Genomic DNA, 25,418 nt, shown 5'->3' on the forward strand with positions numbered 1-25,418 from the left:
AAAAAAATTTACAATACGAATCAAGGTTATATTAGTGTTTCAATTATTTTTGAAAACAATCATCGTCTAGATTTTATTGAAGTAAAAAATACTGATGTAAAAGCCAAAATAAAATATCGTTATCATTATATGGATGAGCATAAAGCCTCAGATCACGAGACATAAACCGTTTCCTCTAAAATACGTTCTCGAATCTGGGGTTTAATATCTTCCTTGATTACTAAATCAATTTTGCGCTTAAATAAATCCTCAAGTAAAAATTTTAAATCCATATAATTATCAAAAGTTACATCTCCTTTAAATTCTACCAATAAATCTAGATCACTATTAGCTGTCGCTTCACCCCTAACAAAAGAACCAAAAACTCCTAAACTTTTAACTTGATATTTTAACTTTAGACTCTCTAGGTAGCTTTTCAAAACATCAAAGATTTGTTCAAAATCAGATTTGTTTGTTGTCATTTTAATCTCCAGGAAATATTCTCGAAATTACTTAAAAATTAACCTAAATTTTGATGAGTGCGTTCGCTGCTCTTGTAGTTGAAGAACAAAACCCAACACAACCAACAGTTACTTTTTTTAACGTCAACCTAAATGAGGCAATAGAAAATCTCGCAATTAGATTGCTTCGCTATCGCTCGCAATGACAATCATAATGTACTATTTTAGCTGAAACAGTCCACTAGAAGATGGCGATCTTTAGGGAATAAAAATTCGACCGACTCCCATGTAGTTGTCGAGATCAAGCAAAATCTCAATCAGACGAGTGGCACAGTTTTGCCGATAGCGGCCCTCATCAAATCGATCAGGATTCCCAATTGTCAAAATTGGTAAGGAAGTTGGCGTATTCTCTTCCCGTATTGTCTGTTCTAGAGAATCGTCTCCCTTCATATTCCGATTCGCTGTAATCAAAATCATCTGGTTGGTTTGGGCAAATTGCCAAACGACGCGATCACTACTATCCATCGGCAACCCAACTTCCTGAAAGGTGAAGAAGCGGATGGTTAATAGGTCAAGCCATCCTTCGGCCGAAAGAGTTCCCCAGAATAAAACAGCATCACCTGTTAAGTTGTAATCAATCAAGAAATTCATCATTCGGCTTCAATCCGGGCTTTCCAGGCTTGAAGTTTGGCACGAAGGGCTTCCTGACCCGGCTTCGGGGGCATCGCCGCGATCTTGGCAAATCGTTCACGATTTCGCTCTTCCCAATATTGCCGAATCTCCGCGGCTGTTTGCAGGCATTCTTGGTATTCTGCTTCAACCTCAGCGCGATGGGTATCAATATATTCTAGGGCTAAACGAATCTGCTCATCATTAAGACCGAGTTTTTCACGGATCAGCTTGGATGGGTACTGAGCCTTCCGATAGTCCATTACGTCATAAAGAGTGATGCGTGTACCTGAAATGGTCAATCCACGCTCTGTACGAATGATTGTTGCTTGCCCACCTGATGCCAGAGTCATATCGAATGCTCCTACAAGATTAACTCCATGATACCTGATCAAAAGCTCAAGCTAGATTCAGGATACTGGACTGTTTCAGCTAAAATGAGGCAAGAGAAAATCTCGCAATTAGATTGCTTCGCTATCCCTCGCAATGACAATCATAATGTACTATTTTAGCTGAAACAGGGTGTAGGTTGGCTTAATGTGCGAAACCCAACACAACCAACAGTTACTTTTTTAACGTCAACTCAACTGCTAACAAAAATGTTTGATTTTAATTAAGTTTTCTCAGAGGACAAAGCCATGAAACTATTTAACTCCCAAAATCTTTTAAGTGCTTCCTTATGTTCCTTATTAGGATTGTTAACGCTTTTTGCTGGTTCCTATCCTTTGGTTAAAGCACAATCAGAACCAAAGCTAGGCTGTCAAGCTACTGTTGATAAAATTCTTCAAGAAATTCGTTCTAAAGGGGTTAGAAGAGTTGAATTTAGTGTTTCTAAGGGAACGGCTAATAGTTATAGGACAGGAAATTCAACAAATAAAACTGATGTATTAGATGTTGTTCTAATCGATGATGTAGGTGCTACTACCAGTAATGGAATTGCCATCAGTAATATTTTCGCATCACCAAAGCTTTTAAATAATTGGGCTAACCAAATTGTTAAAAACTGTGGCAATACAGCTATAGTAAGTTTTTGGATATCGCAATCAGATATAAGTATAAATTATTATATTCAACAAGATGGTACAACTATAAAAGAAAAATGCTCTCAACTAGACAATACCTCGGAACCCATTCCTTGGGGATTAGGATTACCAGTAAGTTGTGGGTAAACAATAAATATATTTTCGTCACAGAAAGCTCATGGTTCATGGATAATAAGCCGTAATAACCAGACTTCTATCGGCACTATAAATTGCTTCAACACGACGGAAACTAGAATGATTCCACCAAACTTTAATTCTATTTCCCTTGGCTGGAGCAGACCCAACAACGGTATAACCGGCATTGAACATCAATTGTTCAAAAACTTCTGCTGGCATTATTTTAGATGAAATGGGAGAAAGACCATCAATTTGATGCTTATCGAGGGTCATAACTCCCTTTATAGGTTGTAAAAATTTGATAACCAGGTAAAACTAAGCTGATACCAGCAAAACTATGTATTGTTCCTGGATAACTTTCTTCTGCATCACTACCCCCCAATCGCCAACAAAAAGAACCCAACCAAATATAAAAGCCTGGAATCAGTGCGTCCATAGAATAGGCAATATCTTTTAACTGAGGGTTAACTCCGTTTGATGATCGCTTTTTTTCGGAAACTTTTATTTTCATTATTTTAAACTTATACTCATTTAAGAACTATACCATATTTTTGTTAGCATTGACGATGACAATTATCACAATGTCCACACTTAAACCCTTTGGTGTGATCGCTGATATGGTAGGTTTGGTTGAGGAAGGAAACCCAACGCTAATCAAAGATATTTGAAGGCCTTATTATCTTCAACCGTCCCATCGAACTAAGACAGTCCAAGCTTAAAAATGGCTTTTAGTTGTCAGCTAAATTTTTTGACCAATTGCGTCAAATTACTTCAAGAGATTTGATTGCGAACGCCACTGAAAGCGGCATAGGCGATCGCTATAGCATCTACAGCATCATTAATAGGCATTTTTGTCAATCCGAATAAATACTTAATTTGTTCGGCCACCTCAGCTTTAGTGGCCTTACCATGGCCGAGATGACATTTCCAACTAGCTTGATGGAGGAAAATCGGTTCAATTCCCCCATCGCGACAGCTAACTAGATTGATAATTCCTAAAGCTTGCAGGACTCCACCGGCTGCCTTGATTTGCCGGTTAAAAAAGGGCATTTCCACGGCAATTTCTCCCGGTTTATATTCTGCGATTAACTCCTTTAAATCCCGTTCAATTTCGATCAAACGCTGGGCAGTAGAAAGATTTTTAGAAGTTTCGATCGTGCCGTAATCGACTAAAATCGGCATTAACTCACTATTATCCCGGAGAATAGCCCAACCGACAATCGCTAATCCGGGGTCGATACCCAACCAAGTAGTCATAGATTAAGCCAAAAAATCTTGGACGATTTGGAGGATTCTTTGGGATGCTTGTCCATCTCCAAAAGGATTAATGGCATTAGCCATACGATTATAGGCGATTTTATCCCCTAATAATTCTCCCGCTTCTGCTAAAATCTGCTCTGGATTAGTACCAATTAATTTCGCTGTTCCCGCTTGTACTGCTTCCGGTCTTTCCGTGGTTTCTCGCAATACTAAAACCGGTTTTCCTAAACTAGGGGCTTCTTCTTGAATGCCGCCGGAATCCGTTAATAATAAATAACAGCGTTGAATCGCCCCCACTAACTCGGCATAATCGAGAGGTTCAGTTAAAAATACCCTGGGATGATTGCCCAAAGCGGACTGTATTGGTTCTCGGACGGTGGGATTGCGATGGAGGGGCAATAATAGGGCTGTATCGGCATATTTTTCTAACAACAAAGTAAATCCTTTGATAATATCCTGTAAGGGTTCGCCCCAATTTTCCCGGCGGTGAACCGTGGCTAATAAAACCCGATAATCTGACCAATTTAAGCCCGCAATTTGACATTCTGGGGCGGTTTTGGCTACGGTTAATAAAGCATCAATAACCGTATTGCCGGTGTGGTGAATATTTCCTGTCACCCCGGATTTTTGTAAATTTTCCACGGCTAAAGTAGTGGGAGCAAAATGCAGGGTAGTCAGTTGAGAAATTAGGCGACGATTAGCTTCTTCGGGATAGGGATTATAGATATCATTAGTTCTTAATCCTGCCTCCACATGGGCGATAGGAATTTGTTGATAAAAAGCCGCTAAAGCAGCAGCAAAAGCCGTAGTAGTATCACCTTGTACAATAATTAAATCTGGTTTTATACGCTCAAAAACCGTTTCTAAACCCCGTAAACTGCGGCAAGTAATATCAGTTAAAGTTTGATGGGTTTGCATAATATCCAGATTTTCATCTGCTTTTAAAGCAAATAATTCCATCACCTGCGCTACCATTTCTTTATGCTGTCCCGTCAGAATTACATGGGTTTGAAACTGTTCCGATTCTTGAAAAGTACGAATAACGGGAGCTAATTTAATCGCTTCGGGACGAGTTCCAAGAGTAATACAAATTGATTTCAACATATTATTATCAGTTATCAGTTATCAGTTATCAGTTATCAGTTATCAGTTATCAGTTATCAGTTCACCAATTACTGTTTACTGATCACTGAAAATCGCTTGAATTGTGCTGTTTTGTCATTTTTCACTCGTTTGAGGTTGTTGAACGATAAATTGGGGATAGAGTTGCATTTGCTTAGGATTTAAAGAAGGTCGAGCGATAGTCAAAACTTTTTGTTTAGCTAACTCTTGAGTCATGGTATCCAAAGTTTGAGCGATACGCAAATTATATTCTAATTCTTCCCCGGAAGAAAGCAGATTACTTAAGCCATCAATTAAACGTCTTAAATTCTCGCGAAATTGGGGATCACCAATTAACTCATCGATATCGGAGGTGATTTTTTGAGTATTTTCAAAAGTCACCCTAGCGGATTCGAGAGTTTTTTGCAGTACGACAATTGTAGCAGGATCGTTAATAGTTTTAGTAATTTCTCGTAAATTATTCGATGTTTCCACCGCATTATTCAAAATAGTCTCGATATTTTGCATGACTTGTTTAGTATCAATTTCATCTAAACCTGCATTCAACCTCAGGGCGGTATTATTGAGATTATTAGCGAGACTACCAATACCTAAACTAGCTTGATTAATATTATCGAGAGTATTAACAATTTGTCCGCGATTTTCGCTAAGAACAGCATTGAGATTAGCGACTAATAGGGAAGATTGTTGAAAAGTCCTGCTGATTTGACTGCGATTTTCCTGAACGGTATTATCTAAAGTATTGACAAAACGGGAGGCATTATTAGCCGTATTAGTGACCGAGCGACTGGTGGTAGCTAATTCCAAAGATAGACGAGAGATTTCTCTTTGGGCATTACGGATAGTCTGGGAGGTATCATCGGATAAACGGGCGATTTTTTGAGCCGCTATAGCGGTATTTTTGGTGACATCATTGAGATTACCCACAAATTCAGGACTGGTAAAAGTATCCACTAAACGACCAACACTAGACATTAATTGTGTTCCTGTTGTCCCCTGTAAACGAGTATTATTACAGAGAATTAACTGTTGATCACAGTCGGGACTCAGAGGGTCGAGATTTTTGGCCTCAGCACTTAAAGAAACTAAGGGAGTGATATCGATGGCTGCCTCCCCAATTAATCCGGAAAGATTGGTAGTAACAGTTACCTTCCTAGGCATAACTAAATTAGCAGAAGCTATCTCGGCAATAACCTCCACTTGATTACTCCCTGGGATAAAACTCGTAATTCTTCCCACTCTCACCCCGCGAAAACGCACTGGCGCCCCGACTTGTAACCCTTCCACGTCGGCAAACTCGAAGATTAATTGATAAGTTCTTTGACCAAATCCCCCCCCGCGAACCCAGATAGCGAGCGCCCCAAAGACTAATAATCCGCCTAGGGCAAACAAACCTAGTCTTCCTTCCCGTAAAGCTCGCGAACTCTGCATGATTTTTCTCTCATTCTCGATAGTTCTTAATTTAGCTTAATCTAGCTTAAACGATTGTCCTAATCGGGCCTTCAATGCTGGCGCTAAAAAATTGCCGGATCATGGGATGATCGGTACGATCTATATCTGCCACTAATCCCTGCCATTGCACTTTTCCCTGATAGAGAAATACTACTCGATCGGCGGTGCGTCGGATGGTACTTTGTTGGTGAGAAACCATCACATAAGTGTTCGCAGACCCTGATTTTTCATGGAGAGTCCGCACTAGATCCTCGATAATTGTGGAAGCTATCGGGTCTAATCCAGCGGTAGGTTCATCATACAGCAGTAATTCGGGATTATCGGCCTGATTATCGGGATTAGTGATAATAGCGCGGGCAAAAGCCACCCGTTTACGCATTCCCCCCGATAGTTCCGAGGGATAAAGGTCACTAATTCCCTGTAAACCGACCATTTCTAGGCTTTTTTCCACTAATTCCCTAATTCTGGCTTTTTTTAAATTAGTTTGTTCATAAAGATAAAAACCGACATTTTCCCCGACGGTGAGAGAATCAAACAGGGCCGTTTGTTGAAAAACTAAGGAAGTTCGCATCGCTTCCCGACCATCTTCTAGCAATCCCTGACGCAATTGACCTTTAATACGAATTTCTCCGGCATTTATCCCCGTTAATCCCGCAATTAACCGTAAAACCGTTGATTTTCCCGTTCCCGATGGCCCGATAATTACCAGGGCCTCCCCTCGATAAATGGTTAAATCTAAACCGTCGAGAATAACATTATCCCCGAATCTTTTCGATACTCCTCTCAATTCAATTAACGGCTCTTTCATCGTCGCTTAATTATCCTTTGACCTCTGGAATTTTAGGGAAGTGGGGAAGTGGGGGGTGGGGTGTCGGGTGTGGGGGGATGGGGAAGTGGGGAAGTGGGGAAGTGGGGAAGTGGGGAAGTGGGGAAGTGGGGAAGTGGGGAAGTTGTCTCATCACCCTATCACCCCAAAACCCTATCACCCTGTCTCCTGTCTCCTCTCTCCTGACTCGGAGAATACTGACTCGATTCTGGCTGCTATAGTAGAAAAGCACCCATTGCTGACGATATCTGAGGTAGATTGCCGTGACTATTGCTTTAGACCAACTACTCACCCCCGACATTTTTCGACCAGCGCGTTATTTGGGCAACGAGTTAGGTGCTAAACATAAAGAATGGACAAGTGCTGTGGTTCGTTGGGTGCTAACCTATCCGGAAGTGTACGAAGTGGGGGCATCTAACCTCGGCCATATTATCCTCTACAATATCCTCAATGCACAACCCCGCCAACTCTGCGATCGCACTTATTTACCCGCAGCGGATTTAGCCCAAAAACTCAAACAGACAAAAACCCCCTTATTTGCCCTAGAATCCCGTCGCTTCCTCACAGATTTTGATATTCTGGGTTTTAGTCTCAGTTACGAGCTAGGAGCTACCAATATTTTAGAAATGCTCGACTTAGCGGCAATTCCCTTAACTTGGAGAGAAAGAGACTCAGGTAACTATCCGCTAATTTTTGCTGGGGGACAAACTGCCACCTCTAACCCCGAACCCTATGCCGACTTTTTTGATTTTATCGTCCTTGGTGATGGCGAAGAATTATTGCCAGAAATCGGTTTAATTTTAGAAGAAGGTAAACTAGCTAATCTAAGCAAAGAAGAACTATTACTAGATTTAGCCCAAATTCCGGGGGTATATGTCCCGCGTTTCTACCATGTCACCCCAGTGGGTGCAGTTATCCCCAATCGTGACGATGTACCGAAAAGAATTTTACGCCGGGTAGCCACTCCTATCCCAGCCTATTCTATCGGTTTAGTTCCCTTCGTGGAAACGGTTCACGATCGCCTGGTGGTGGAAATTCGTCGCGGTTGCACTAGGGGATGTCGTTTCTGTCAACCGGGGATGTTAACCCGTCCTGCGCGGGATGTGCAACCGGAAGCAGTAATCGAATCGATTGAAAAAGGAATGCGAGCGACGGGATATAACGAATTTTCCTTATTATCTCTCAGTTGCTCCGATTATCTAGCGTTACCTGCTGTGGGTATGGAGATTAAAAACCGTCTCCAGAATGAGAATATCTCTCTATCGTTACCCAGTCAAAGAGTCGATCGCTTTGACGAAAATATTGCTAACATAATTGGGGGCAATCGTCAATCAGGTTTAACCTTTGCACCGGAAGCGGGAACCCAACGAATGCGCGATGTGATTAACAAAGGGTTAACCAACGAAGAATTACTCAGAGGGATAAAAACTGCCGTCGAACAGGGTTGGGATAAGGTTAAACTCTATTTTATGATCGGTTTGCCAGGGGAAACCGATGTCGATGTAATTGGTATCGCGGAAACCCTGCGTTGGTTGCGTCGGGAATGTCGTTTACCGAAGCGGAAACCCCTCGATTTTACCCTAACTATCTCTAATTTTACCCCCAAACCCCATACCCCCTTCCAGTGGCATTCCGTCTCGACGGCCGAATTTATCCGCAAACAGGAGTTATTAAGACAGGAATTCCAAGGCATGAGAGGGGTAAAAGTCAATTATACCGATGTCCGCATCTCGGCTATGGAAGATTTTATCGGTCGCGGTGACAGAAGTTTAGGTAAAGTGGTGCTGCGCGCTTGGCAATTGGGAGCCGGGATGGATGCTTGGTGGGATAATACAGAAAAAGCCTATCAAGCATGGTCACAGGCGATCGAAGAATCCGGTTTAACTTGGAAATATCGTCAGATAGAACAGGGAGAATGGCATATTTTTGCCGATGCAGACAAAGATATTTTAGAGCGTCCTTTGCCCTGGGATCATCTGGATACCGGTATCGATAAAAAATGGCTCCAGGAGGACTTAAAACGCGCCCTAGACGCGGCAACAGTCCCCGATTGTTCTTTTGAAGGTTGTTCCCATTGTGGCGTTTGTAGCCTCGATTTTGGCCATAATATCGTCATTGAAGCGCCTCCGATTCCCGCTTTTGCCGGACATTTTCAACCCAATCAAGAACGCGCTCAAAGAATTCGGGTTTGGTTTGGCAAAATTGGCGAAATGGCCCTAGTTAGCCACTTGGATCTCGTGCGTTTATTTGATCGCGTCGTCCGTCGCGCTGCTATTCCCATTTCCTTTACCGGTGGATTTCACCCTGGTCCGCGCATTTCGATCGCCAATGCCTTATCCTTGGGAGCAACCAGTAGCGGTGAGATTGTCGATTTTGAATTGACAAAAGTAATGGATTTAGAGAGGTTTAAACAGCAATTAAGCGCACAATTACCCGCAGATTTACCAGTTTATCAGGTGGAAGAAATTCCCTTAAATGCCCCCGCTGCCACCCGTTTGTTAGAAAAAGCCGAGTATTTGCTCACTTTTAATAGTGAGGGAATTGACTGCCAACAATGGCAAAATTGGATCGAGGCAATTAAGCAAGCAACGGTGATGGAACGGGAAAAAACCACCAAATCCGGCAAAAAAGTCACAATTAATCTGCGAGAACAATTATATGAATTAGAGTTAAAAACTGTTGACAAGGAAGCCGTTTTGTGCTATGTGGGCAGTTGTCGCAATGATGGCACTTTACTGCAGCCCGATCATATCGTCGAGATGTTAGAAAGGGTTTCTGGACAGGAAATTTCGCTGCTTAATTTTCATCGTCAGCGCTTGATTTTAGGGGCTTAACCATCGTAAAGTGTTCCCTTTATACTAACCCCAGAGAGTCAACTAATCTTGATCGACTAATTCTAAGGAATCATCAATCAAAGCCGGCCGATAACTTTGAACAACCATCGGTAAAAAAGACCCTTTTAAGCCTTTTTTAATCCTCTCAGGTGTTTGATCAAAAACCACAAATAAAGGATGAATTGTTTCTGCACCTTCACTAAACATATGTTGTTCTCTGGGGGGCATTAACCATTCATATTCTTTATCTAAACATATTTGTGTTTCGCGCCAGCGTTTCAACAAATCAGAAAAATCTTCCCCCGGACGATGGATAAAAATCAGGATTTCTGAACCTAATTTAATTTTCCATTCCGGATCACACATCAGAATAGCCAAATCACAGGCTAATTGTACCGTCTTTCTAGATTCAAGGGCAGAAGATGGACGAATTCTGACCAAGGGCAAGGGAATAGTAATTAAACTCTCTTCAGGACGACGCATACTAGGAATTAACTCTAAATAAGGGCGATATTGTCGCAATAATTCGATCGCCCCCTGACGACAGCTATATTCCGCTAATAAAGTTTCGTAAGACACAGATTCACCCAATCAAATAAAAGGAGATGAAAATTAAAATCTTGCTGATTTCCAGCTACTGATCAACTTATCCCAACGCGTCGAAGATTTTAAACATGGGCAGATACATAGACAAAAGAATAGTTCCCACCATCCCCGCAATACCAACCATCATCAAGGGTTCAATGATACTGGTTAAAGCTTTAACGGCCTGTTCCACCTCATCTTCGTAGAAATCCGCTACTTTCATCATCATGGCATCTAATTCTCCCGTTTCCTCCCCAATACTAATCATTTGAATTGCCAAAGCTGGGAAAACATTGGCTTTTTGTAGGGCCAAACTCATCATTCCCCCCTGCTGAATTTCCGCCTTGGCACCAGCGATCGCATTGGCAATTACCTGATTACCCACCGTATTACAAACGATGTCGAGGGAACTTAAAATCGGGACACCAGAACGGGTCAGAGTCCCAAAAACCCGGCAAAATCTAGCCACAGCCGATTTTTCATTCAAATCACCAAAAAGAGGCATTTTAAGGAAAAACTGGTCAATTTGCAGACGACCCATCGGGGTTTTGTAATAGCGACGCAGTAAAAAAACCGTGGCAGGAATGGTGACAATCGGAATTAAAATCAACCAACTACGCATCACACCACTTAAAAAGAGCATAAATTGCGTTAAAGCTGGTAGTGGCACGTTTAAATCGGTGAAAATTTTCGCAAACACGGGAATTAAAAAAATTGTCATCCCGAAAAACACAATTACCGCCAAAATTCCCACCGCTACCGGATAGGTCATCGCTGATTTAATCTGGTTTTTCAAGCGGGCCATATCTTCCAAAAGTTTCGAGAGACGGTTCAGCACTTCATCGAGTACCCCCCCAGTCTCTCCAGCTTCGACCATACTGACATAAAGTTCATCAAAACATTCGGGATGTTTGGCCATCGCTTCCGATAACGGACTCCCTTGCTGTACCTCAGCGCTAATCGCTTGTAGGGCTTTTTTCATCTTGGGATTACCGCATTGATCCCCCAAAACTCCCAAACATCTCACAATCGCCACACCAGCATTAATCATTACCGAAAATTGACGGGAAAAAACCGCTTTATCTTTGATGGAAATGCTGGCAAACATTAACTCTAAACCGGAAAGATCGATCTCTCCCCCCACTTTTTTGACCTTACCGACGGCGGCATATTTTGCCTTCAGCATCGTCCGGGCCTGTTCGGGAGACATGGCCTCAACTTTCTCTTGGAAAACTTTTCCAGAGCCGTTTTTAACTTGTGCGACAAAATTAGGCATAGGACAAATCAGTTATCAGTTATCAGTTATCAGTTATCAGTTATCAGATTGGAGTTTTAAGTGGGTAGATAGTGTTAAGTGAAAACTTCGGTACTTTCTTTTCACTGATTACTGGTTACTGTTCACTGATAACTGATAGGGGCTGACGAACGCTTAAAGGTTACTATTTGTGATTAAATCCGGGCTTTAGCGTTAGTGCTGGCCCCAGCGATAAGACGCTGTAATTCATCGGGTTTACCGCTTTTAGAAATGGCCTCTTCCAAAGAGACAACACCCCTAACAACTAAATTAGCTAATCCCTGTTCCATGGTTTGCATTCCTAACTTCATTCCCGTTTGAATTGCTGAATAGACTTGGGGGGCTTTTCCTTCCCGAATTAGGTTAGCGATCGCTGGAGTTACCACCATGATTTCCTGTACCATTGCCCGACCAAATTCCCCAGGTTTAGGATTTTTTTTCTTGACTAGGTTTTGACTAAAAACTGCTAGTAAAGAATTGGATAACATGGCGCGAATTTGTGCCTGTTGGTTAGCAGGAAAAACGTCAATAATCCGATCCACTGTTCCCGCTGCCGAGCTAGTGTGTAAGGTGCCGAAGACTAAGTGACCGGTTTCTGCCGCCGTGATTGCCAAACTAATTGTATCTAAATCCCGCATTTCTCCCACAAGGATAATATCAGGATCTTCCCGTAAAGATGCTTTTAAAGCGTTAGCAAAACTCTTGGTATCTTCTCCTTTTTGTCGTTGGTGAAACAGACTTTTTACATTAGGAAAAACGTATTCAATTGGGTCTTCTACAGTTAAAATATGTTCAGCCCTAGTCCGATTAATTAAGTCTAAAATTGCCGCTAAAGTGGTAGTTTTACCTGAACCTGTTTGACCAGTTACGAGAATTAATCCCCTCGGTCTTTCCGATAACTCCCGTACTACTCTAGGTAAATTTAATTGTTCAAAGTTAGGAATTTTAGAGGACAAAGCCCGTAAACAAGCTGCATAAGCTCCCCTTTCTTTATAAACATTGACCCTAAATCTTGCTAATCCTTTCACCCCATAAGAACAGTCTAATTCCCAATTCTGCTCTAACTCTTTTCTTTGGGTATTATTGAGCATACTAAAAATCAATTTCTGACAATCTTGCGGGGTTAAAGATTCTTCATTAATCGGGGACAGTTTGCCACTAATGCGAAAATAGACCGGCGCCCCAGACTGAATGTGCATATCGGAACCGCCCATCTCGACCAATTGTTCCATTAAATCTTCGATCATTAATTCCATAAGTTAAACCCCATCTATAAGGTAAAATCAGTGAACAGTAACCAGTAACCAGTGAACAGTGAAAAGACATTAGGAAAGTGCTATTTAAAACTACTCACTTAATACTCCTTACTTAAAACTCAAATCTCATAACTGATAACTGAAAAACTGTCTTAGTCACTAAATCGCGGTGTCATACAATAGGGACAATCGAGCCATTCTGGTTGTAGTTCGGCGCGACAACCACGACAGATTAAACCGCTTTTCCGTTTGGCTTTTAGTTCCGCTTCCAGACCAGAATCGGTAAATGTCACCCGTTCCACTTCTTCCAGGGTGGTGTAACCCTCGCGCACCAGATTTAAACTGTAGGCTAGGAGTGTCACCATGCCCTCATCGACGGCCGTCTCCTTAATGCGGTCAGTGGTTGCCCCTTGGTTAATTAACTGCTGTAGTCGTTCACTATTTTGCATTACCTCATAGACCCCGACGCGACCTTTATAACCGCTGCCACCACATTTGGGACAAAGATTACCCTGTTTTCGCGCCTGTTGAATTTCCTCTAGGGTTAGGGTATTAGCCTTATAAAAGGTCACTTCCCGTTCATTGGCGGCGGAAAGACCAAAACGGGCTAATTCCTCTTGGGTGGGGTGATAGGTGACTCGACACTCGGTACAGACGCGCCGCATGAGACGCTGGGCCAAGACTCCCAAGAGAGAACCAGAAATCATAAACGGTTCAACCCCCATCTCATCGAGACGAGCGATCGCACCTGCGGCATCGTTGGTGTGTAGGGTAGTTAGGACCAAGTGACCAGTTAAGGCCGCCTCGATCGCTGTTTTAGCCGTTTCCTTGTCCCTAGTTTCTCCCACCAGAATAATATCCGGGTCTTGTCGCATGAATGCCCGCAGAATCGAGGCGAAATCCATGCCTTTCTCCCGAATTACCTGCACCTGGGTGATGCCTGGTAGAGAATACTCGATCGGGTCTTCGGCGGTACTAATATTAACTCCAGGGTGATTTCTTTCCGCTAACACCGAGTATAAACTGGTGGATTTCCCTGAACCAGTCGGTCCTGTCACCAGCAACAGACCAAAGGGACGACTAGCCATGTCTCGGACGATTTGCAGGGTCTTTTGGTCGGTGATTAGTTTATCTAAACCCAACTGGGTAGCCGAGTTGTCGAGAATCCGTAAACAGACTTTTTCCCCGTAGCGACTCGGCAGGGTATTAACCCGAAAATCCACTTTCCGCCCTTGATACATCCGCCGAATTTTACCATCTTGGGGAAGACGACGTTCGGCGATATCGAGATCGGCCATGATTTTAAAACGGGCAGTTACCGCCGGGGTAATTTTTTTCGGCAGTGGCTCAAAAGCTTGATGAAGAACTCCATCTTTGCGAAAGCGAATTTTCAGGAATTCTTCTTGGGGTTCGATGTGAATATCGGAACTCCCTTCCCGTAGGGCTTTAGCTAGAATTTTATTGACCAGGTTGATGACGGGAGCTTGATTAGCTTCCCCTTCTCCGAGATCATCGGCCACTTCATCGTTAGCACCCCCGGAGGCCACATCAATATTGCCGACAATATCGGTGAGATCCGAGAGTTTTTCCAGTTCTTTTTCTTTTTGCAGTCGGCTTTTTTCCAGTTCTAGTTCCGATTGAGCCGAGTGGAATTTTTCCAGTAATCTTTCATAATCTTCGCTGGTAATCACCAAACGCTGTAAACCTAAATCCCTGGGGCGGAGGATACGATTAATATCGTCGGAAGCCTCGAGGTTGTCGGGATCGACCATGGCTATCGAAATCGCAGCCGGCTCCCCTTCGATCTTTCGCAGGGGGATGAGACGATAGCGACGACAAAGATCGATCGGAATCAAAGAATCGATCAATCGGGCTATTTCCAGTCCATCCACATCGGTTAATTCGGGGTCGAGCGATTGGACTCCGTAGAGAATTTTTAGTTCAAATAACTGGTTTTTCTTATACTGTCGCTGTAAATCCAGGGGCAAAGGGTGCCCGGTTAGTTGTTGTAATATTTCTACTAGCGATCGTCCCGATTTCCGTGTTTCCACTAGGGCCTGTTGCATCTGGTCGGCACCGATATATCCCGACTGCACCAACTTGTTACCAAAGGGGGAAAAGTAATTGCGTAGGGCAACGGCACGGGTTTTCTTGGAAGAAAATGTCATAGACGATTCTTAACCTCTCCACTACCCTTAAATGTTCCCAATTTTACTGAGAAAATTGCATTCTAGCAAAAATTTTTCTAGATCACCGATTATCTATCGGGGTCGCTTATATCCAGTTACGCATCTTGTCCACAAAAAAATGTTACATTAAAGGTTAAACCTTGATTATTAGCTGGTACTTAAAGACCAAAATTAGCAGTGAATGGTCATATATTGCCAAATTACCCACTAAAATTGTATACTATGAGTGCAGAACCGAATAACTCAGCAATTTTCGACGAAAACCAAGAATCCTTTCCTAATTCCCCTGAATCCCTTACAACCGAATCGGAAGCCAGTGTCACCGATGAAGCCAAAACGGTGACGAACCAGGCAGCCTCTAGCGAGGAATTTTCCCTTCTAGGCGGAATGAATATCGATGCTCTACAAGAGGAAATCGACAATCTCAAACAGGATTTAGAGGAACAAACCCAACAGGTTGATGCCTACAAGAAACGCTATATCACTCTAGCGGCCGATTTCGACAATTTTCGCAAACGCACAGCCAAGGAAAAAGAGGAACTGGAAACAAAAATCAAGGGCAAAACCCTGATGGAAATTCTTGGCGTGGTGGATAATTTTGAGCGCGCACGTACTCAAATTAAACCGGCTAATGATGGCGAGATGGGTATTCACAAGAGTTACCAAGGAGTCTATAAAACCTTAGTAGAAAGTCTCAAGCGTTTGGGCGTTTCCCCTATGCGTCCGGAAGGTCAACCCTTTGATCCCACCTACCACGAAGCGATGATGCGGGAGTACACCGATGAACATCCCGAAGGCACGGTGGTCGAGCAGTTAGTGCGAGGATACACTCTCGGAGAAGATGTTTTGCGTCATGCTTTGGTAAAAGTGGCCGCCCCCAAAGCGGCGGATACTAACGCCGATCAGTCAGAATCTACTTCCATTCCATCGCAGGAATCGGCCTAAAATCCCGATCGGGATTAAACCGTTTCGAGGGTTAGGTATTTAGCTGGTAGGGTCTGTATTCCCTCCCTATCCCCTATTCCCACTGAAAGACCTTTTCTCTCTTGACCTAGGGTTTGCGGCAAAAAGTTTTTCGTGGGGCCAGGGTGTGGCGTTTGGGGTGTGGGGTGTAGGATTTTACCCATAAGAGCCAAAGATATTATCCAACAAGGTTTTTAGATTTATTCAGCCAACCCTATTGATCTTTTAATTAAAAACGCTTCTATACCCAAGGTTTTTGCTCCTTGGTAATCCTCTTTTTTACTATCGCCAATATGCCAAGCTTGTGCGGGGGAACAATCATGTTTTTGCAGGGCGATTTGAAAAATTTCCGGATCGGGTTTAGCGACTCCCGCATGGGAAGAAATCGTGATCGATCGAAAAAAATATTCTAAGCCTAATTCTGCCAAAACTTGGTAGATACGACTATCAAAATTAGAAATAATGCCCAACTCGATCCCCTGAAGCTGCCAGAGTCTTAAAGCGGGAATGACATCCTCGTACAGCACCCAAGGCTCGGCCGTGGCAAAATGACGATAAAGTTGGCCAAAAAAAGCCTCAAAATCGGGAAATCGTGCCAGATAACCTAAATTATTAAAAACTGCCCCAGTCAACGATCGCCACCACTGATACTCTAACTCAGGAATTTGTGCAGGTTCAACGTTAGGAAAAGCGAGAGGGGGAGAAGTGGGGAAAATAGCCAAGAAAGATTGTTCTAGACTCTCGGCCGCCACCTCTACCCCAAAATCCGCCGCTATTTGGCTATAAATTGCTCCGACACTGCCTTTTACTCCAAAAAGAGTACCCACAGCATCGAGAAAAATAACTTGCGGTTTCTGCATGAGAGTTTTGTCTATGAATGGTTCGTTCTCAGGTTTTTAGGGTCGGCCCTTTAGGTGGCCTAACACACCTAAACAATTGCTCAATTTAAAGGATTATGGCCGAAATTCTCGGATCACTTGCCAAACCCTTAATACCTCTGCCACTGTCCATGCTTGGGCAAAAGCACCCCTAGGGGTAAAAGGGGCATTGCCATCGAAAATTTCACTTAAATTACCGATACAGCTATCCCGAAGATGGTCGATCATCGGTGTTAAAAAACTCTCAGCTAGAATGGGATCGCGATAGACTTTCAGATGGGCCTCGATAAATGCCCCTAATAACCATCCCCAGACTGTCCCCTGATGGTAGGCACTATCTCTTTTTAAGCGATCGCCACTGTAAACGCCACGGTAATCAGGATGATCGGCATCTAGCGATCGCAAACCGCGAGAAGTCAACAATTTTAAAGCACAAATATCGACAATAGCCTTTTTCTGTGGGGAATTTAATAACTCCTCCACCGACAAAGACACGGCAAAAAGTTGATTCGGTCGTAAACTGGCATCATTACCCTTATCCGTATCCAAAACATCGTAACAATACCCCAGAGAATCGTCCCAGAAGCGAGAGAAACCTTTTAAGGTTATTTTTTTCATTTTTTCGTAATCAGTGGCATCCATGCCCAAATAATGGGCAAATTGAACCATTATTTTGAGGGCATTGAACCAAAGAGCATTAATTTCTACGGGTTTGCCGATGCGGGGAGTAATCACCAGATCATCAACTTTGGCATCCATCCAAGTTAACTGTACTCCCGCTTCCCCAGCATAGATCAAACCATCGTCATCTAGGTGAATATTGTAGCGAGTGCCGCGACGAAACCAAGCGATCACTTCCGTTAAAGCGGGATAAATAGTTTTGAGAAACTCAAAATCTTGGCTTTGGTTAAAATAGGAACGAATGGCTTCAAAATACCAAAGAATAGCATCGACAGCGTTATATTCGGGCGTTTCTCCCCCATCGGGTAGTAAATTCGGCAATAAACCCCGGTCTAGATAACGGGAAAAGGTTAGTAAAATCTGACGGGCGATCGCAGGTCTGCCTGTAGTCAAAGTTAATCCTCTTAGGGAGATCATCGTATCGCGACCCCAATCACCAAACCAAGGATAACCCGCGATCATCGTTTTGCCCTCCGGTTGATCGGGGAGAGGACGACTAACGATAAACTGGTCGGCAGCGAGGGTAAGTTGTTGAATCCATTCCGGCTGCTGGGGATTAATCAGACTATTCTCGTAGCGATAGCGAGACTCTAGAGAAGATTGACCGTCTAAATTCGGATCGGGACGGGTACTAGCGGCAATTGTCACCGATTCTCCCACTTTAAGAGTAGCCGAAAAACTAGCAGCATGGAGATGATTTTCCCGATCGATTAAACCACGATAACGTTCCACGGCCAAATCAAAGCGATAATACCAGATATTAGCGGGAAAAACCTCCCCTTGACTGATTAATAGATAAAAAGGTACAGCATTGTCATAGGCAATCACTCTTACTCCTTTTTCCAGGAGACTAATAGCCATTTGCCAGTTAAACCCCTGGGTATTGCCGTGAAAATCACGATAATTGACAAAAGCAGTCAGATTCAGGGTTAAAGGAGAATTGCCGCGAAGGTAGGTATAGCGAGTATAGGTGGTATTTTCTCCCGCTTCCATCCAGATACGCTTTTCTAGTAAGGCATCCCCACAGATAAAAGTCCAGACGGGAATTGTCCCTTCCAGATGAAAACTTTCGATATTAATATAGCCTTGCGGTTCGATCGTAGCACCTAACCAGCGATTGCTGGCCAGATGATAAATTTTCTGGTTATATTGTACCGATTCATCGATTTTAGGCACAAGAAGCGTTCTTTTCGTCGGTGGAGCCAAAGCAGCGATCAAGAGGCCATGATAACAGCGAGTTAGCAATCCGGCCACGGTTCCCGCAGCAAAACCACCGATACCATTAGTGACTAACCATTCGCGCTTTTCAGCCACCGGAAGACAATTACAGATATCCCGACCGAAACGGAGCTTGACCATGGGCTTCCAAATTCCTAGTAATTTTGTTATAATAAAAAATTGTGTGTTTATATCTATCTCAAGGTCGCGAGAGGACTCCCGTTAGAGCCGCCCTTGCTTAACGGGAGATCAATCGCGACCAAAATGAAACTAACGCGGTAGCGTTTCCAATTTCGAGGGATTTCGCTAGAATACGGAAAGCGGTAAAGCGCGTAAAGTATCACGGGGACTGACCTCCCGATCCTTTGTACCTCGGAACAAATATCGCCCTTGAAAATGTAATGGTGACGGGTCAAGCAGGATAAAAGCTTAACGGCTAAGGTCAATTCTGCCCACAAATAAAATTCAGATCCGTCCGCCGCCGGGCAGTCGGTAGACGTTAAACTAAAATGCTTGTGGATTCGGTCTGACGGGGGCATAGTCTTCGGATTGTGTCTAGTTAAGAGGAGTAGAAGCAAGAATCTCCCGTCACAGCCTAGCTTGACGGCGAGAGTGTCAAAGACTAACTCTATCTTAAGGGGGAAAATCGGCAGTGAGTAAACGTACTTTAGAAGGAACCACGCGCAAACAGAAGCGCACTTCCGGATTTAGAGCGAGAATGCGTAGCGTCAACGGACGTAAAGTGATTAAAGCTCGTCGGAAAAGAGGGCGCTATCGTTTAAGTGTTTAGGTTATTCTGGGAACCGACTAATTTTCGTGGGACTACCCCAAGTTCATCGCTTAAAACATCGACAGGATTTTCAAGCTGTCTATGGAAAAGGGAGGCGTTATCACGGTTCCCACTTAACCTTAATTAGTTTAGAGGATTCTGGCCAGGATAAGCCTCTTCCCAGTCGTTTTGGCATCTCGATTAGCAAGAAAGTTAGTAAAAAAGCGGTGGTTCGTAATCGACTAAAACGGCAAATGCGAGCGGTAATTCGGCAGTTATTGCCAGAAATAGCGACAGGATGGCGAGGGATAATCATTATCCGTCCCGAGGCGATCGAGTGCAATTATGAACATTTTTTGCGAGAATTAAAGCAGTTGTTAGTGAAGGCCAATATAATTCATGGGCATTAAAGAAGAAACTTTTTATGAAGGCGGTCCGCACATCGGCGACCTAATCATTAATATCTTGCTAGGATTTACGGTGATTTGTTTACCTTTGACCGTTGGGGCAGTGGTGCGGGCAATCTGGTTAAGATATAAGATAACCGATCGGCGGATTTCGATCACTGGGGGTTGGATGGGACGCGATCGCACAGATATTATCTATTCAGAAGTGGCAAAAGTGGCGAAAATGCCGAGAGGAATTGGTCTTTGGGGGGATATTGTCGTAACTCTCAAGGATAGAAGTCGTTTAGAAATGCGCTCGATGCCGAAATTCCGCGAAATTCATGACTATATTGCCGAAAGAGTCGCCGATAAAACCGGTCGTCCCCTAGAATCGATCATCAGTCAATAAAACAAAATAATCGATCGCCGAGATTCGATAAATTAGATTTGTCAAAGTGAACCCCTATTAAACGAGAAGGCATAGATTAAACCCATGGATTTTGGAGTCGGATTTATTTCCACAAATATCATGTTGCCAATCCTAGATTTTTTCTTTCGGATTGTGCATAGTTACGGTTTCGCCATCATTGCTTTAACGCTGGTGGTCAGATTTGCCGTCTTTCCCCTCAGCGCCGGCCAGATTCGCAATATGAGAAAAATGCGCATCACTCAACCCTTGATGAAGGAAAGACAGGCAGAAATTCAACAACGCTACAAAAATGACCCCCAAAAACAACAGGAGGAAATGGGCAAATTAATGCAGGAGTTGGGCAATCCCCTAGCGGGTTGTTTACCCCTGTTATTACAAATGCCGATTCTTTTGGCTTTATTTGCCACTCTGCGGGGTTCCCCCTTCTCGGACATTAACTATACCGTCGATTTACAAGTGCTGCCAAGGGAACAAATCGCCCTCGTGCAGCGGCAACCCTATGCCACCAAACCCCAAAACGTCTATATTGACGAATCTCTCCACTATCCCATCACCGCTTTTTTACCCCAAGGCAATAAAATCGCCCCGGGAGAACAGGTAAAAATCGACCTCCAAAACGACCAGGGCAAGTCTTTAAGCCAATTAGCCACGGAAGTACCCGAAAATAACCTAAAACCCACCTACGAGGTGCTTAAAGGGCAAGAACTGCTGCAAGTTAATGAAGACGGTTCCATCGTCGCTTTAGCCCCCGGAGATGCCAGTATTAAAGTTATCGTGCCGGGGATTGCCGCTAATACGGGTTTTCTCTTTATTGAGGCCCTGGGAAGAATTGGGGCAACCGGTGCGAATGGTGAAATTCACTGGGATATTTTGGCGATGGTGATCGCTTTCGGCATTAGTATCTATGTTAACCAAGAGTTATCCGGTGCCGGCGCGCCTTCGGGGGGGGCAGCCCAACAACAGCAAACGGTGAATAAAATCACCCCGATAATTTTTAGTATGATGTTCCTGTTTTTCCCCTTACCGGCGGGGGTATTGATGTATATCTTAACCGCGAACATCTTCCAAACTATTCAAACGGTGATTTTGATGCGGGAACCTTTACCGGAAAACCTGCAAAAATTGGTAGCGCAACAGGAAAAAACGGAAAAATCCCGCGATGCTCTCCCCTTTGAAAAACGTTCTAGCAAGAAAAAGGAAAAAACATCGTAATGAGTATATGGGAGCAAAATAGCGAGAAAGCTAAACAATGGCTGGAAAAACTGCTAAAGTTGATGGCCATGTCCGCAGATGTCCAGATTGGTGTGCAGGAATTGGGAACTGGACCTTCCTCCTGTTGGTTGATTATTGATAGTAGTCAATTGAGTCCCCAACAAGTGGAACTTCTCCTCTCTAACAGGGGTGAGGGACTAGATGCGATTCAATCCCTAGCTAATACGATTCTGAATATTGGTGTCGAGGCGGCAGAACATCAGTTCTATATTGTCGAAATCAATGGCTATCGTCAACAAAGACAGGCAGAACTTTTCGACTGGGTGAATCAAGCGGCGACGCAAGTGCGGCAAACAGGGCAGGAAATAGAATTAAAAGCCCTATCTTCGGCGGAACGTCGCCAAATTCATGCCTTTTTTCAGGAAGAAAACGATTTAACCACGGAAAGTCGCGGCGTGGAACCTGATCGCCGGTTAGTGATTCGTTTAAAATAAGATCAAAGGGTGGGGTAAAACCTGCCCTCTTGCGTTTTTTCGCCTGTTTTTGCTCTAAAAGCTCTGCCAGCCAAGTTTTTGTCATCGATTGATGTTTTTAATAGTGCGATTAACTCCCCATCCAACTTTAAAAACCCGCTCCCTTGTCCCCACTTCCCACTTCCCACGAAAAACTTTTTGCCGCAAACCCTAGTTATAGTTAATAACTTAACTTCAGAGCATTTACAGGTACATCATCCCAAGATTCTACGGTTCTTAAAACTGCTACCCACCCCGCTTGTTTTTGTTCATCCGTAAGACTGGTTAACCAACTTTGATGACAATCTTTTGCTGCTTGTTCATCTTGACAGGCAATACAAGCTTGTACTAAACCGCAGGGGTCAATCTGTTCATTTACCCAAATAATCATAGTTAATAGCCCTACTTAACTTTATTATTATAATCCATCGATCGCCCACAGAGAAACTTTTGATATTCATAACCTGTTACATAATTGGAGGATAACTCTGAGAGTTGACAGTCCGAGCGATCTATTGAAGAATGGAAATTAATTAACCATAATTCAAAAGGGGGAGAAGATGGCAGATTAAAATTTGGCTTTTGTCCTGAGTTAACTAAGATAAACTTAGGGTTTTTATCGGGAAATCTTTGGTTAAATTCCCAAGCAATTCCCATCATTTCTCCCACCTGCACCAAACTCCTATAGCTAGTGGCAATTACTAAGGGATAACGGCTATTATTTTCGATAGTGGTAACTAATTTATCCGGGCGATAATATTTACGATAGCCTAAATTAAAAGTAACACTTAGGGAACTAATTAAAGCCATGATAATTACAATAATTACGATTTTTTGCTGCTGCCTTTGCCAACAATTGTCTAATAAAATTGCTAGAATTAAAATTACCGAGGGAAAGTAAACAAAACTATATCTAGCTCCCCGGGTAATATCGACCGAGAGCAGATAGGTGATGACAAAGAAAATAGCAATTGAACTGAGAAAAAATGCTGAGAGAATGCCTAATTCTGGTTTATAGGAGTCTAGCCACGCTGTTTTTAATTGTGGGATAATCCAGAGAAAAAACCCGATCATTATTGCCCCAGAAATCAAGATAATTATTAAAGATTCTGATTCAACGGGGAGCAGAGAAAGCATAGTAATTAATGTTCCCAGCAATTGAAAAAAGGGGCTAATTACTGCTAAAAAACTATCATTTTCTCTCTGAATCCAACCGGTCATCTGATTGCCATAATCTTTGGGTACAACCGTGATCAACCAAATAATAATAAAGCTCAAGTTACCTAAAAAAACTAAACTTAAACGCCACCAATTAGTTATCCAAAAGTTTTTTTGTTTGATTTGATTGAATAAAATCAATAATAAAGTTATTGCTTCCGCTAGGATAGTTAAACTAAAAAAATAGTGGACTAATAACCCTAGACAGTTGACAATTAACCAGAAAAAAACCAAAGTATGGGATATTCTTTTATGGTGGATAATTTGGCCGCTTGCCCTCAGAAAACAGCCTAAAGATATGAGGACAAATACAACCGCTAAAGTATAATGGCGCGCTTCTTGGGAGATAAAAACCCCATAGGGAGAAACCGCCATTAAAATCGCCGCTAGAAAAGCGATCGAGCCTGATTTAAAGACCAATTTACTGATAAAATAAATTAAAGGAATCGAAATAACTCCCCAAAATACTGCCAGCGATCGCATCGCTTCTAAAGATACATATTCTCCCCGATCAAAGAATAATTTATTCCAGAGATAGGCGAGAATAAAATATAAAGGTGGATGATTGTCCTCCTGAATAACTAATTTAATTACATCGGCAATAGTTGCCTGATGGTTGCTCTGGAGAGGTGCGAATAAAGTGGCGAGGGAAATTATCTGATTTAACGGCACTATCTGGTAATTATTGCCAATACTAAAAACCATAGTGGCAAATTCATCCGTCCAGGGAGGTTTGCTAGTTAATTGTGTTAACCTAATAACCAGTCCCAAAATTATTACTAATCCTAACCAGCAAAAATCAGACCAAGCTAACCGCTCCTTGCTTTTTTGTTGTAGATCAGAAATGACTGTAGATAAATTCAATTTAATTGTTATCTCCGAAAGATTCGATTATTTTAACCGCTTCCGATGGTGAAATATCTTGACGGCAATTAGGATAATCATACTCCTCCCGGGCAATTAATGCCCCACTGAGACGATAAAAATATTCTCCCATTTTCATCCAATCGGAATACAAATCAGGTTCAGGGAATTGTTGCTTTAATTCCGAGTCTTGGGGTGTACCATAATTGAGCCAGTATCCTTCTCCAAATAGTGGGGAATTGAGCGCTAGGGTTCCCTCTAATTCTAAACCATCATCGCCCCTGGCGTTTTCGATTCCTTCCACCAAAAAACAGCTATTCTCGGCATTTTCAAAGAGGACTGCGTATCCTTTCCCCTCTTCTGCGAGGATTTTAATCTCGCTGGCCCGAAATCCGGGGGGGATATAGTTAGGTAAAATAATCTTAGCATCTAGCGATCGCAGCTGTTGCCGTTGACTGGCGCTCAAAGTTACCGTTTCTGCTCTGAGATATTGCCCATTGTCAATAATAACAATAGATAATCCTAAAACTAAAGGACAGAGAAATTTTATGGTCATAATCGCTGTTTCTAAGGTCATATTCTGGAGAATATGTCAGTTTTTAGCTGATTTACTGATTATTTAACCAGATTGACGACGAATATTGCCCTTTTCCTGTTCCCGATTCCCTATTTACCGATTCTAATCGACAAAAAATCATAGCTTGTCTGTGGATTCCACTTTTTTCCACTTCTGTCACCCGGAATTATGGGACTGACATCACCCCAAACCCTCTCGTATTCTAAGGTTATCGACAGGAAAGAGAGGTAACAACCATGTTAGTCAGCCACCAAAATCCAACTTTTGTCCGTAACTACTTAATCGCAGTTATCTCCGTGGTGATGATGGGTGTGGGGGTTGCCGATCTCGTCAATAATCCCTCTCGAATCGCTCAACAAAACCGTCTTGATGGTTATGGTCGCTATGTTAGCGCTGGTTTGGTTAGTGGTGCGGTCAATAATATGCGTTAATTTACCTCTGACTCTAAATCCTGTTTAAAAGGTGTGGGGGAGTGGGAAGTTTTTTCAGTGATCAGTAAACAGTGAACTGATAACTGATAACTGATAACTGATAACTGATAACTGATAACTGATAACTGATAACTGATAACTGATAACTGATAACTGATAACTGATAACTGATAACTGATAACTGATAACTGA

At 42.9% G+C, this 25,418-nt stretch carries 28 protein-coding genes; 9 read left to right on the top strand and 19 right to left on the bottom strand.

The annotated features are described in order from the left end of the window. Positions 1-152 precede the first annotated feature (152 nt). From IM319_RS22115 to IM319_RS22125, 3 genes are all read right to left on the bottom strand, one after another. Positions 153-461, bottom strand: a complete 309-nt coding sequence (locus IM319_RS22115; protein WP_287078125.1) for a nucleotidyltransferase family protein — start codon at positions 459-461, stop codon at positions 153-155. Positions 462-698: 237 nt separating this feature from the next. Next, positions 699-1,091 (bottom strand): DUF5615 family PIN-like protein, encoded by a 393-nt coding sequence (locus tag IM319_RS22120; RefSeq protein ID WP_287078129.1) that lies wholly within the window; start codon positions 1,089-1,091, stop codon positions 699-701. Further along, on the bottom strand, positions 1,091-1,462 hold the full coding sequence (locus tag IM319_RS22125; protein ID WP_287736942.1) for a DUF433 domain-containing protein: 372 nt from the start codon (positions 1,460-1,462) through the stop codon (positions 1,091-1,093). The genes IM319_RS22120 and IM319_RS22125 overlap by 1 nt, the downstream gene beginning before the upstream one ends. Before the next feature lie 285 nt (positions 1,463-1,747). Between IM319_RS22125 and IM319_RS22130 the strand changes: the two genes are divergently transcribed. Beyond that, entirely contained in the window at positions 1,748-2,278 is a 531-nt protein-coding gene (locus tag IM319_RS22130; protein WP_287736943.1) for a hypothetical protein, read from the top strand. Positions 2,279-2,314: 36 nt separating this feature from the next. On the opposite strand, the gene IM319_RS22135 is transcribed toward IM319_RS22130, so the two are convergent. From IM319_RS22135 to IM319_RS22160, 6 genes are all read right to left on the bottom strand, one after another. After that, entirely contained in the window at positions 2,315-2,542 is a 228-nt protein-coding gene (locus IM319_RS22135; protein WP_286825747.1) for a hypothetical protein, read from the bottom strand. Further along, a complete protein-coding gene (locus IM319_RS22140) occupies positions 2,529-2,780 on the bottom strand; it encodes a hypothetical protein (protein ID WP_286825748.1) in 252 nt (83 codons plus the stop codon). Before IM319_RS22140 ends, IM319_RS22135 begins: the two co-directional genes overlap by 14 nt. Positions 2,781-3,040: 260 nt before the next feature. Then, a complete protein-coding gene (locus IM319_RS22145; protein WP_016514371.1) occupies positions 3,041-3,526 on the bottom strand; it encodes a crossover junction endodeoxyribonuclease RuvC in 486 nt (161 codons plus the stop codon). A 3-nt stretch (positions 3,527-3,529) separates the two neighbouring features. After that, positions 3,530-4,633: a non-hydrolyzing UDP-N-acetylglucosamine 2-epimerase gene (gene wecB, locus IM319_RS22150; RefSeq protein ID WP_287736944.1), complete on the bottom strand. Its 1,104-nt coding sequence runs from the start codon at positions 4,631-4,633 to the stop codon at positions 3,530-3,532. A 114-nt stretch (positions 4,634-4,747) separates the two neighbouring features. Further along, a complete protein-coding gene (locus tag IM319_RS22155) occupies positions 4,748-6,082 on the bottom strand; it encodes an MlaD family protein (protein ID WP_287736945.1) in 1,335 nt (444 codons plus the stop codon). Between the two features lie 46 nt (positions 6,083-6,128). Continuing rightward, the gene (locus IM319_RS22160; protein ID WP_287685334.1) at positions 6,129-6,911 is read right to left on the bottom strand and encodes an ABC transporter ATP-binding protein; all 783 of its coding nucleotides are present in this window, start codon (positions 6,909-6,911) and stop codon (positions 6,129-6,131) included. Between the two features lie 281 nt (positions 6,912-7,192). On the opposite strand from IM319_RS22160, the gene IM319_RS22165 reads away from it, so the two are divergent. Next, positions 7,193-9,763 carry a TIGR03960 family B12-binding radical SAM protein gene (locus tag IM319_RS22165; RefSeq protein ID WP_287736946.1) on the top strand — a complete coding sequence of 857 codons (2,571 nt, stop codon included), beginning with the start codon at positions 7,193-7,195 and terminating at the stop codon, positions 9,761-9,763. 42 nt (positions 9,764-9,805) lie between these two features. Here IM319_RS22165 and IM319_RS22170 read toward each other — a convergent pair whose 3' ends face one another. The 4 genes from IM319_RS22170 to IM319_RS22185 form a co-directional block, all read right to left on the bottom strand. Beyond that, positions 9,806-10,342, bottom strand: a complete 537-nt coding sequence (locus IM319_RS22170) for a hypothetical protein (protein ID WP_287736947.1) — start codon at positions 10,340-10,342, stop codon at positions 9,806-9,808. 67 nt (positions 10,343-10,409) lie between these two features. Further along, positions 10,410-11,624: a type II secretion system F family protein gene (locus IM319_RS22175; RefSeq protein WP_287736948.1), complete on the bottom strand. Its 1,215-nt coding sequence runs from the start codon at positions 11,622-11,624 to the stop codon at positions 10,410-10,412. Between the two features lie 173 nt (positions 11,625-11,797). Continuing rightward, positions 11,798-12,898: a type IV pilus twitching motility protein PilT gene (locus tag IM319_RS22180; protein WP_287736949.1), complete on the bottom strand. Its 1,101-nt coding sequence runs from the start codon at positions 12,896-12,898 to the stop codon at positions 11,798-11,800. Positions 12,899-13,050: 152 nt separating this feature from the next. Further along, on the bottom strand, positions 13,051-15,066 hold the full coding sequence (locus IM319_RS22185) for a GspE/PulE family protein (RefSeq protein ID WP_287736950.1): 2,016 nt from the start codon (positions 15,064-15,066) through the stop codon (positions 13,051-13,053). Positions 15,067-15,309: 243 nt separating this feature from the next. Between IM319_RS22185 and grpE the strand changes: the two genes are divergently transcribed. Then, positions 15,310-16,032 (top strand): nucleotide exchange factor GrpE, encoded by a 723-nt coding sequence (gene grpE, locus IM319_RS22190; RefSeq protein WP_287736951.1) that lies wholly within the window; start codon positions 15,310-15,312, stop codon positions 16,030-16,032. 218 nt (positions 16,033-16,250) lie between these two features. On the opposite strand, the gene IM319_RS22195 is transcribed toward grpE, so the two are convergent. Further along, positions 16,251-16,910, bottom strand: coding sequence for an HAD-IA family hydrolase (locus IM319_RS22195; RefSeq protein ID WP_287736952.1), 660 nt, complete (start codon positions 16,908-16,910; stop codon positions 16,251-16,253). A 93-nt stretch (positions 16,911-17,003) separates the two neighbouring features. Beyond that, entirely contained in the window at positions 17,004-18,968 is a 1,965-nt protein-coding gene (locus tag IM319_RS22200; protein ID WP_287736953.1) for an amylo-alpha-1,6-glucosidase, read from the bottom strand. 511 nt (positions 18,969-19,479) lie between these two features. Between IM319_RS22200 and rpmH the strand changes: the two genes are divergently transcribed. The 5 genes from rpmH to IM319_RS22225 all read left to right on the top strand — a co-directional run bounded on the left by rpmH (position 19,480) and on the right by IM319_RS22225 (position 22,118). Then, complete coding sequence (rpmH, locus tag IM319_RS22205) at positions 19,480-19,617, top strand: 50S ribosomal protein L34 (RefSeq protein ID WP_002739276.1); 138 nt, start codon at positions 19,480-19,482, stop codon at positions 19,615-19,617. Between the two features lie 26 nt (positions 19,618-19,643). Further along, positions 19,644-20,006: a ribonuclease P protein component gene (gene rnpA / locus IM319_RS22210; protein ID WP_287684832.1), complete on the top strand. Its 363-nt coding sequence runs from the start codon at positions 19,644-19,646 to the stop codon at positions 20,004-20,006. Further along, entirely contained in the window at positions 19,996-20,391 is a 396-nt protein-coding gene (locus IM319_RS22215) for a PH domain-containing protein (RefSeq protein ID WP_002797763.1), read from the top strand. The genes rnpA and IM319_RS22215 overlap by 11 nt, the downstream gene beginning before the upstream one ends. 84 nt (positions 20,392-20,475) lie before the next feature. Beyond that, a complete protein-coding gene (gene yidC, locus IM319_RS22220; protein ID WP_287078584.1) occupies positions 20,476-21,624 on the top strand; it encodes a membrane protein insertase YidC in 1,149 nt (382 codons plus the stop codon). After that, on the top strand, positions 21,624-22,118 hold the full coding sequence (locus tag IM319_RS22225; RefSeq protein ID WP_287736954.1) for a protein jag: 495 nt from the start codon (positions 21,624-21,626) through the stop codon (positions 22,116-22,118). Before yidC ends, IM319_RS22225 begins: the two co-directional genes overlap by 1 nt. A 199-nt stretch (positions 22,119-22,317) precedes the next feature. On the opposite strand, the gene IM319_RS22230 is transcribed toward IM319_RS22225, so the two are convergent. The 3 genes from IM319_RS22230 to IM319_RS22240 are packed head-to-tail and all read right to left on the bottom strand — an operon-like array spanning position 22,318 to position 24,795. Next, complete coding sequence (locus IM319_RS22230) at positions 22,318-22,527, bottom strand: hypothetical protein (protein ID WP_002739214.1); 210 nt, start codon at positions 22,525-22,527, stop codon at positions 22,318-22,320. A gap of 11 nt (positions 22,528-22,538) precedes the next feature. Beyond that, positions 22,539-24,218 carry a glycosyltransferase family 39 protein gene (locus IM319_RS22235; protein ID WP_287736955.1) on the bottom strand — a complete coding sequence of 560 codons (1,680 nt, stop codon included), beginning with the start codon at positions 24,216-24,218 and terminating at the stop codon, positions 22,539-22,541. Between the two features lies 1 nt (position 24,219). Beyond that, positions 24,220-24,795 (bottom strand): hypothetical protein, encoded by a 576-nt coding sequence (locus IM319_RS22240; RefSeq protein ID WP_287674818.1) that lies wholly within the window; start codon positions 24,793-24,795, stop codon positions 24,220-24,222. A gap of 236 nt (positions 24,796-25,031) precedes the next feature. On the opposite strand from IM319_RS22240, the gene IM319_RS22245 reads away from it, so the two are divergent. Further along, a complete protein-coding gene (locus IM319_RS22245) occupies positions 25,032-25,226 on the top strand; it encodes a hypothetical protein (RefSeq protein WP_002738625.1) in 195 nt (64 codons plus the stop codon). Here IM319_RS22245 and IM319_RS22250 read toward each other — a convergent pair. After that, on the bottom strand, positions 25,223-25,418 hold a 196-nt coding region (locus IM319_RS22250), incomplete at its 5' end, for a hypothetical protein (protein ID WP_287736956.1). The two genes, IM319_RS22245 and IM319_RS22250, sit on opposite strands and share 4 nt — an antisense overlap.

Source organism: Microcystis sp. M113S1 (assembly GCF_020246945.1).
GTDB lineage: Bacteria > Cyanobacteriota > Cyanobacteriia > Cyanobacteriales > Microcystaceae > Microcystis.

Excerpts from the sequence above, each read along its gene's own strand:
- IM319_RS22200 (WP_287736953.1), bottom strand. The coding sequence starts at position 18,968 with ATGGTCAAGCTCCGTTTCGGTCGGGATATCTGTAATTGTCTTCCGGTG.
- IM319_RS22240 (WP_287674818.1), bottom strand. The coding sequence starts at position 24,795 with ATGACCTTAGAAACAGCGATTATGACCATAAAATTTCTCTGTCCTTTA.
- IM319_RS22130 (WP_287736943.1), top strand. The coding sequence starts at position 1,748 with ATGAAACTATTTAACTCCCAAAATCTTTTAAGTGCTTCCTTATGTTCC.
- grpE (WP_287736951.1), top strand. The coding sequence starts at position 15,310 with ATGAGTGCAGAACCGAATAACTCAGCAATTTTCGACGAAAACCAAGAA.
- IM319_RS22155 (WP_287736945.1), bottom strand. The coding sequence starts at position 6,082 with ATGCAGAGTTCGCGAGCTTTACGGGAAGGAAGACTAGGTTTGTTTGCC.
- IM319_RS22145 (WP_016514371.1), bottom strand. The coding sequence starts at position 3,526 with ATGACTACTTGGTTGGGTATCGACCCCGGATTAGCGATTGTCGGTTGG.
- IM319_RS22225 (WP_287736954.1), top strand. The coding sequence starts at position 21,624 with ATGAGTATATGGGAGCAAAATAGCGAGAAAGCTAAACAATGGCTGGAA.
- IM319_RS22160 (WP_287685334.1), bottom strand. The coding sequence starts at position 6,911 with ATGAAAGAGCCGTTAATTGAATTGAGAGGAGTATCGAAAAGATTCGGG.
- IM319_RS22185 (WP_287736950.1), bottom strand. The coding sequence starts at position 15,066 with ATGACATTTTCTTCCAAGAAAACCCGTGCCGTTGCCCTACGCAATTAC.
- IM319_RS22215 (WP_002797763.1), top strand. The coding sequence starts at position 19,996 with ATGGGCATTAAAGAAGAAACTTTTTATGAAGGCGGTCCGCACATCGGC.
- IM319_RS22195 (WP_287736952.1), bottom strand. The coding sequence starts at position 16,910 with ATGCAGAAACCGCAAGTTATTTTTCTCGATGCTGTGGGTACTCTTTTT.
- IM319_RS22125 (WP_287736942.1), bottom strand. The coding sequence starts at position 1,462 with ATGACTCTGGCATCAGGTGGGCAAGCAACAATCATTCGTACAGAGCGT.
- IM319_RS22135 (WP_286825747.1), bottom strand. The coding sequence starts at position 2,542 with ATGACCCTCGATAAGCATCAAATTGATGGTCTTTCTCCCATTTCATCT.
- IM319_RS22180 (WP_287736949.1), bottom strand. The coding sequence starts at position 12,898 with ATGGAATTAATGATCGAAGATTTAATGGAACAATTGGTCGAGATGGGC.
- yidC (WP_287078584.1), top strand. The coding sequence starts at position 20,476 with ATGGATTTTGGAGTCGGATTTATTTCCACAAATATCATGTTGCCAATC.
- IM319_RS22175 (WP_287736948.1), bottom strand. The coding sequence starts at position 11,624 with ATGCCTAATTTTGTCGCACAAGTTAAAAACGGCTCTGGAAAAGTTTTC.
- IM319_RS22140 (WP_286825748.1), bottom strand. The coding sequence starts at position 2,780 with ATGAAAATAAAAGTTTCCGAAAAAAAGCGATCATCAAACGGAGTTAAC.
- wecB (WP_287736944.1), bottom strand. The coding sequence starts at position 4,633 with ATGTTGAAATCAATTTGTATTACTCTTGGAACTCGTCCCGAAGCGATT.
- IM319_RS22230 (WP_002739214.1), bottom strand. The coding sequence starts at position 22,527 with ATGATTATTTGGGTAAATGAACAGATTGACCCCTGCGGTTTAGTACAA.
- IM319_RS22115 (WP_287078125.1), bottom strand. The coding sequence starts at position 461 with ATGACAACAAACAAATCTGATTTTGAACAAATCTTTGATGTTTTGAAA.
- IM319_RS22245 (WP_002738625.1), top strand. The coding sequence starts at position 25,032 with ATGTTAGTCAGCCACCAAAATCCAACTTTTGTCCGTAACTACTTAATC.
- IM319_RS22120 (WP_287078129.1), bottom strand. The coding sequence starts at position 1,091 with ATGAATTTCTTGATTGATTACAACTTAACAGGTGATGCTGTTTTATTC.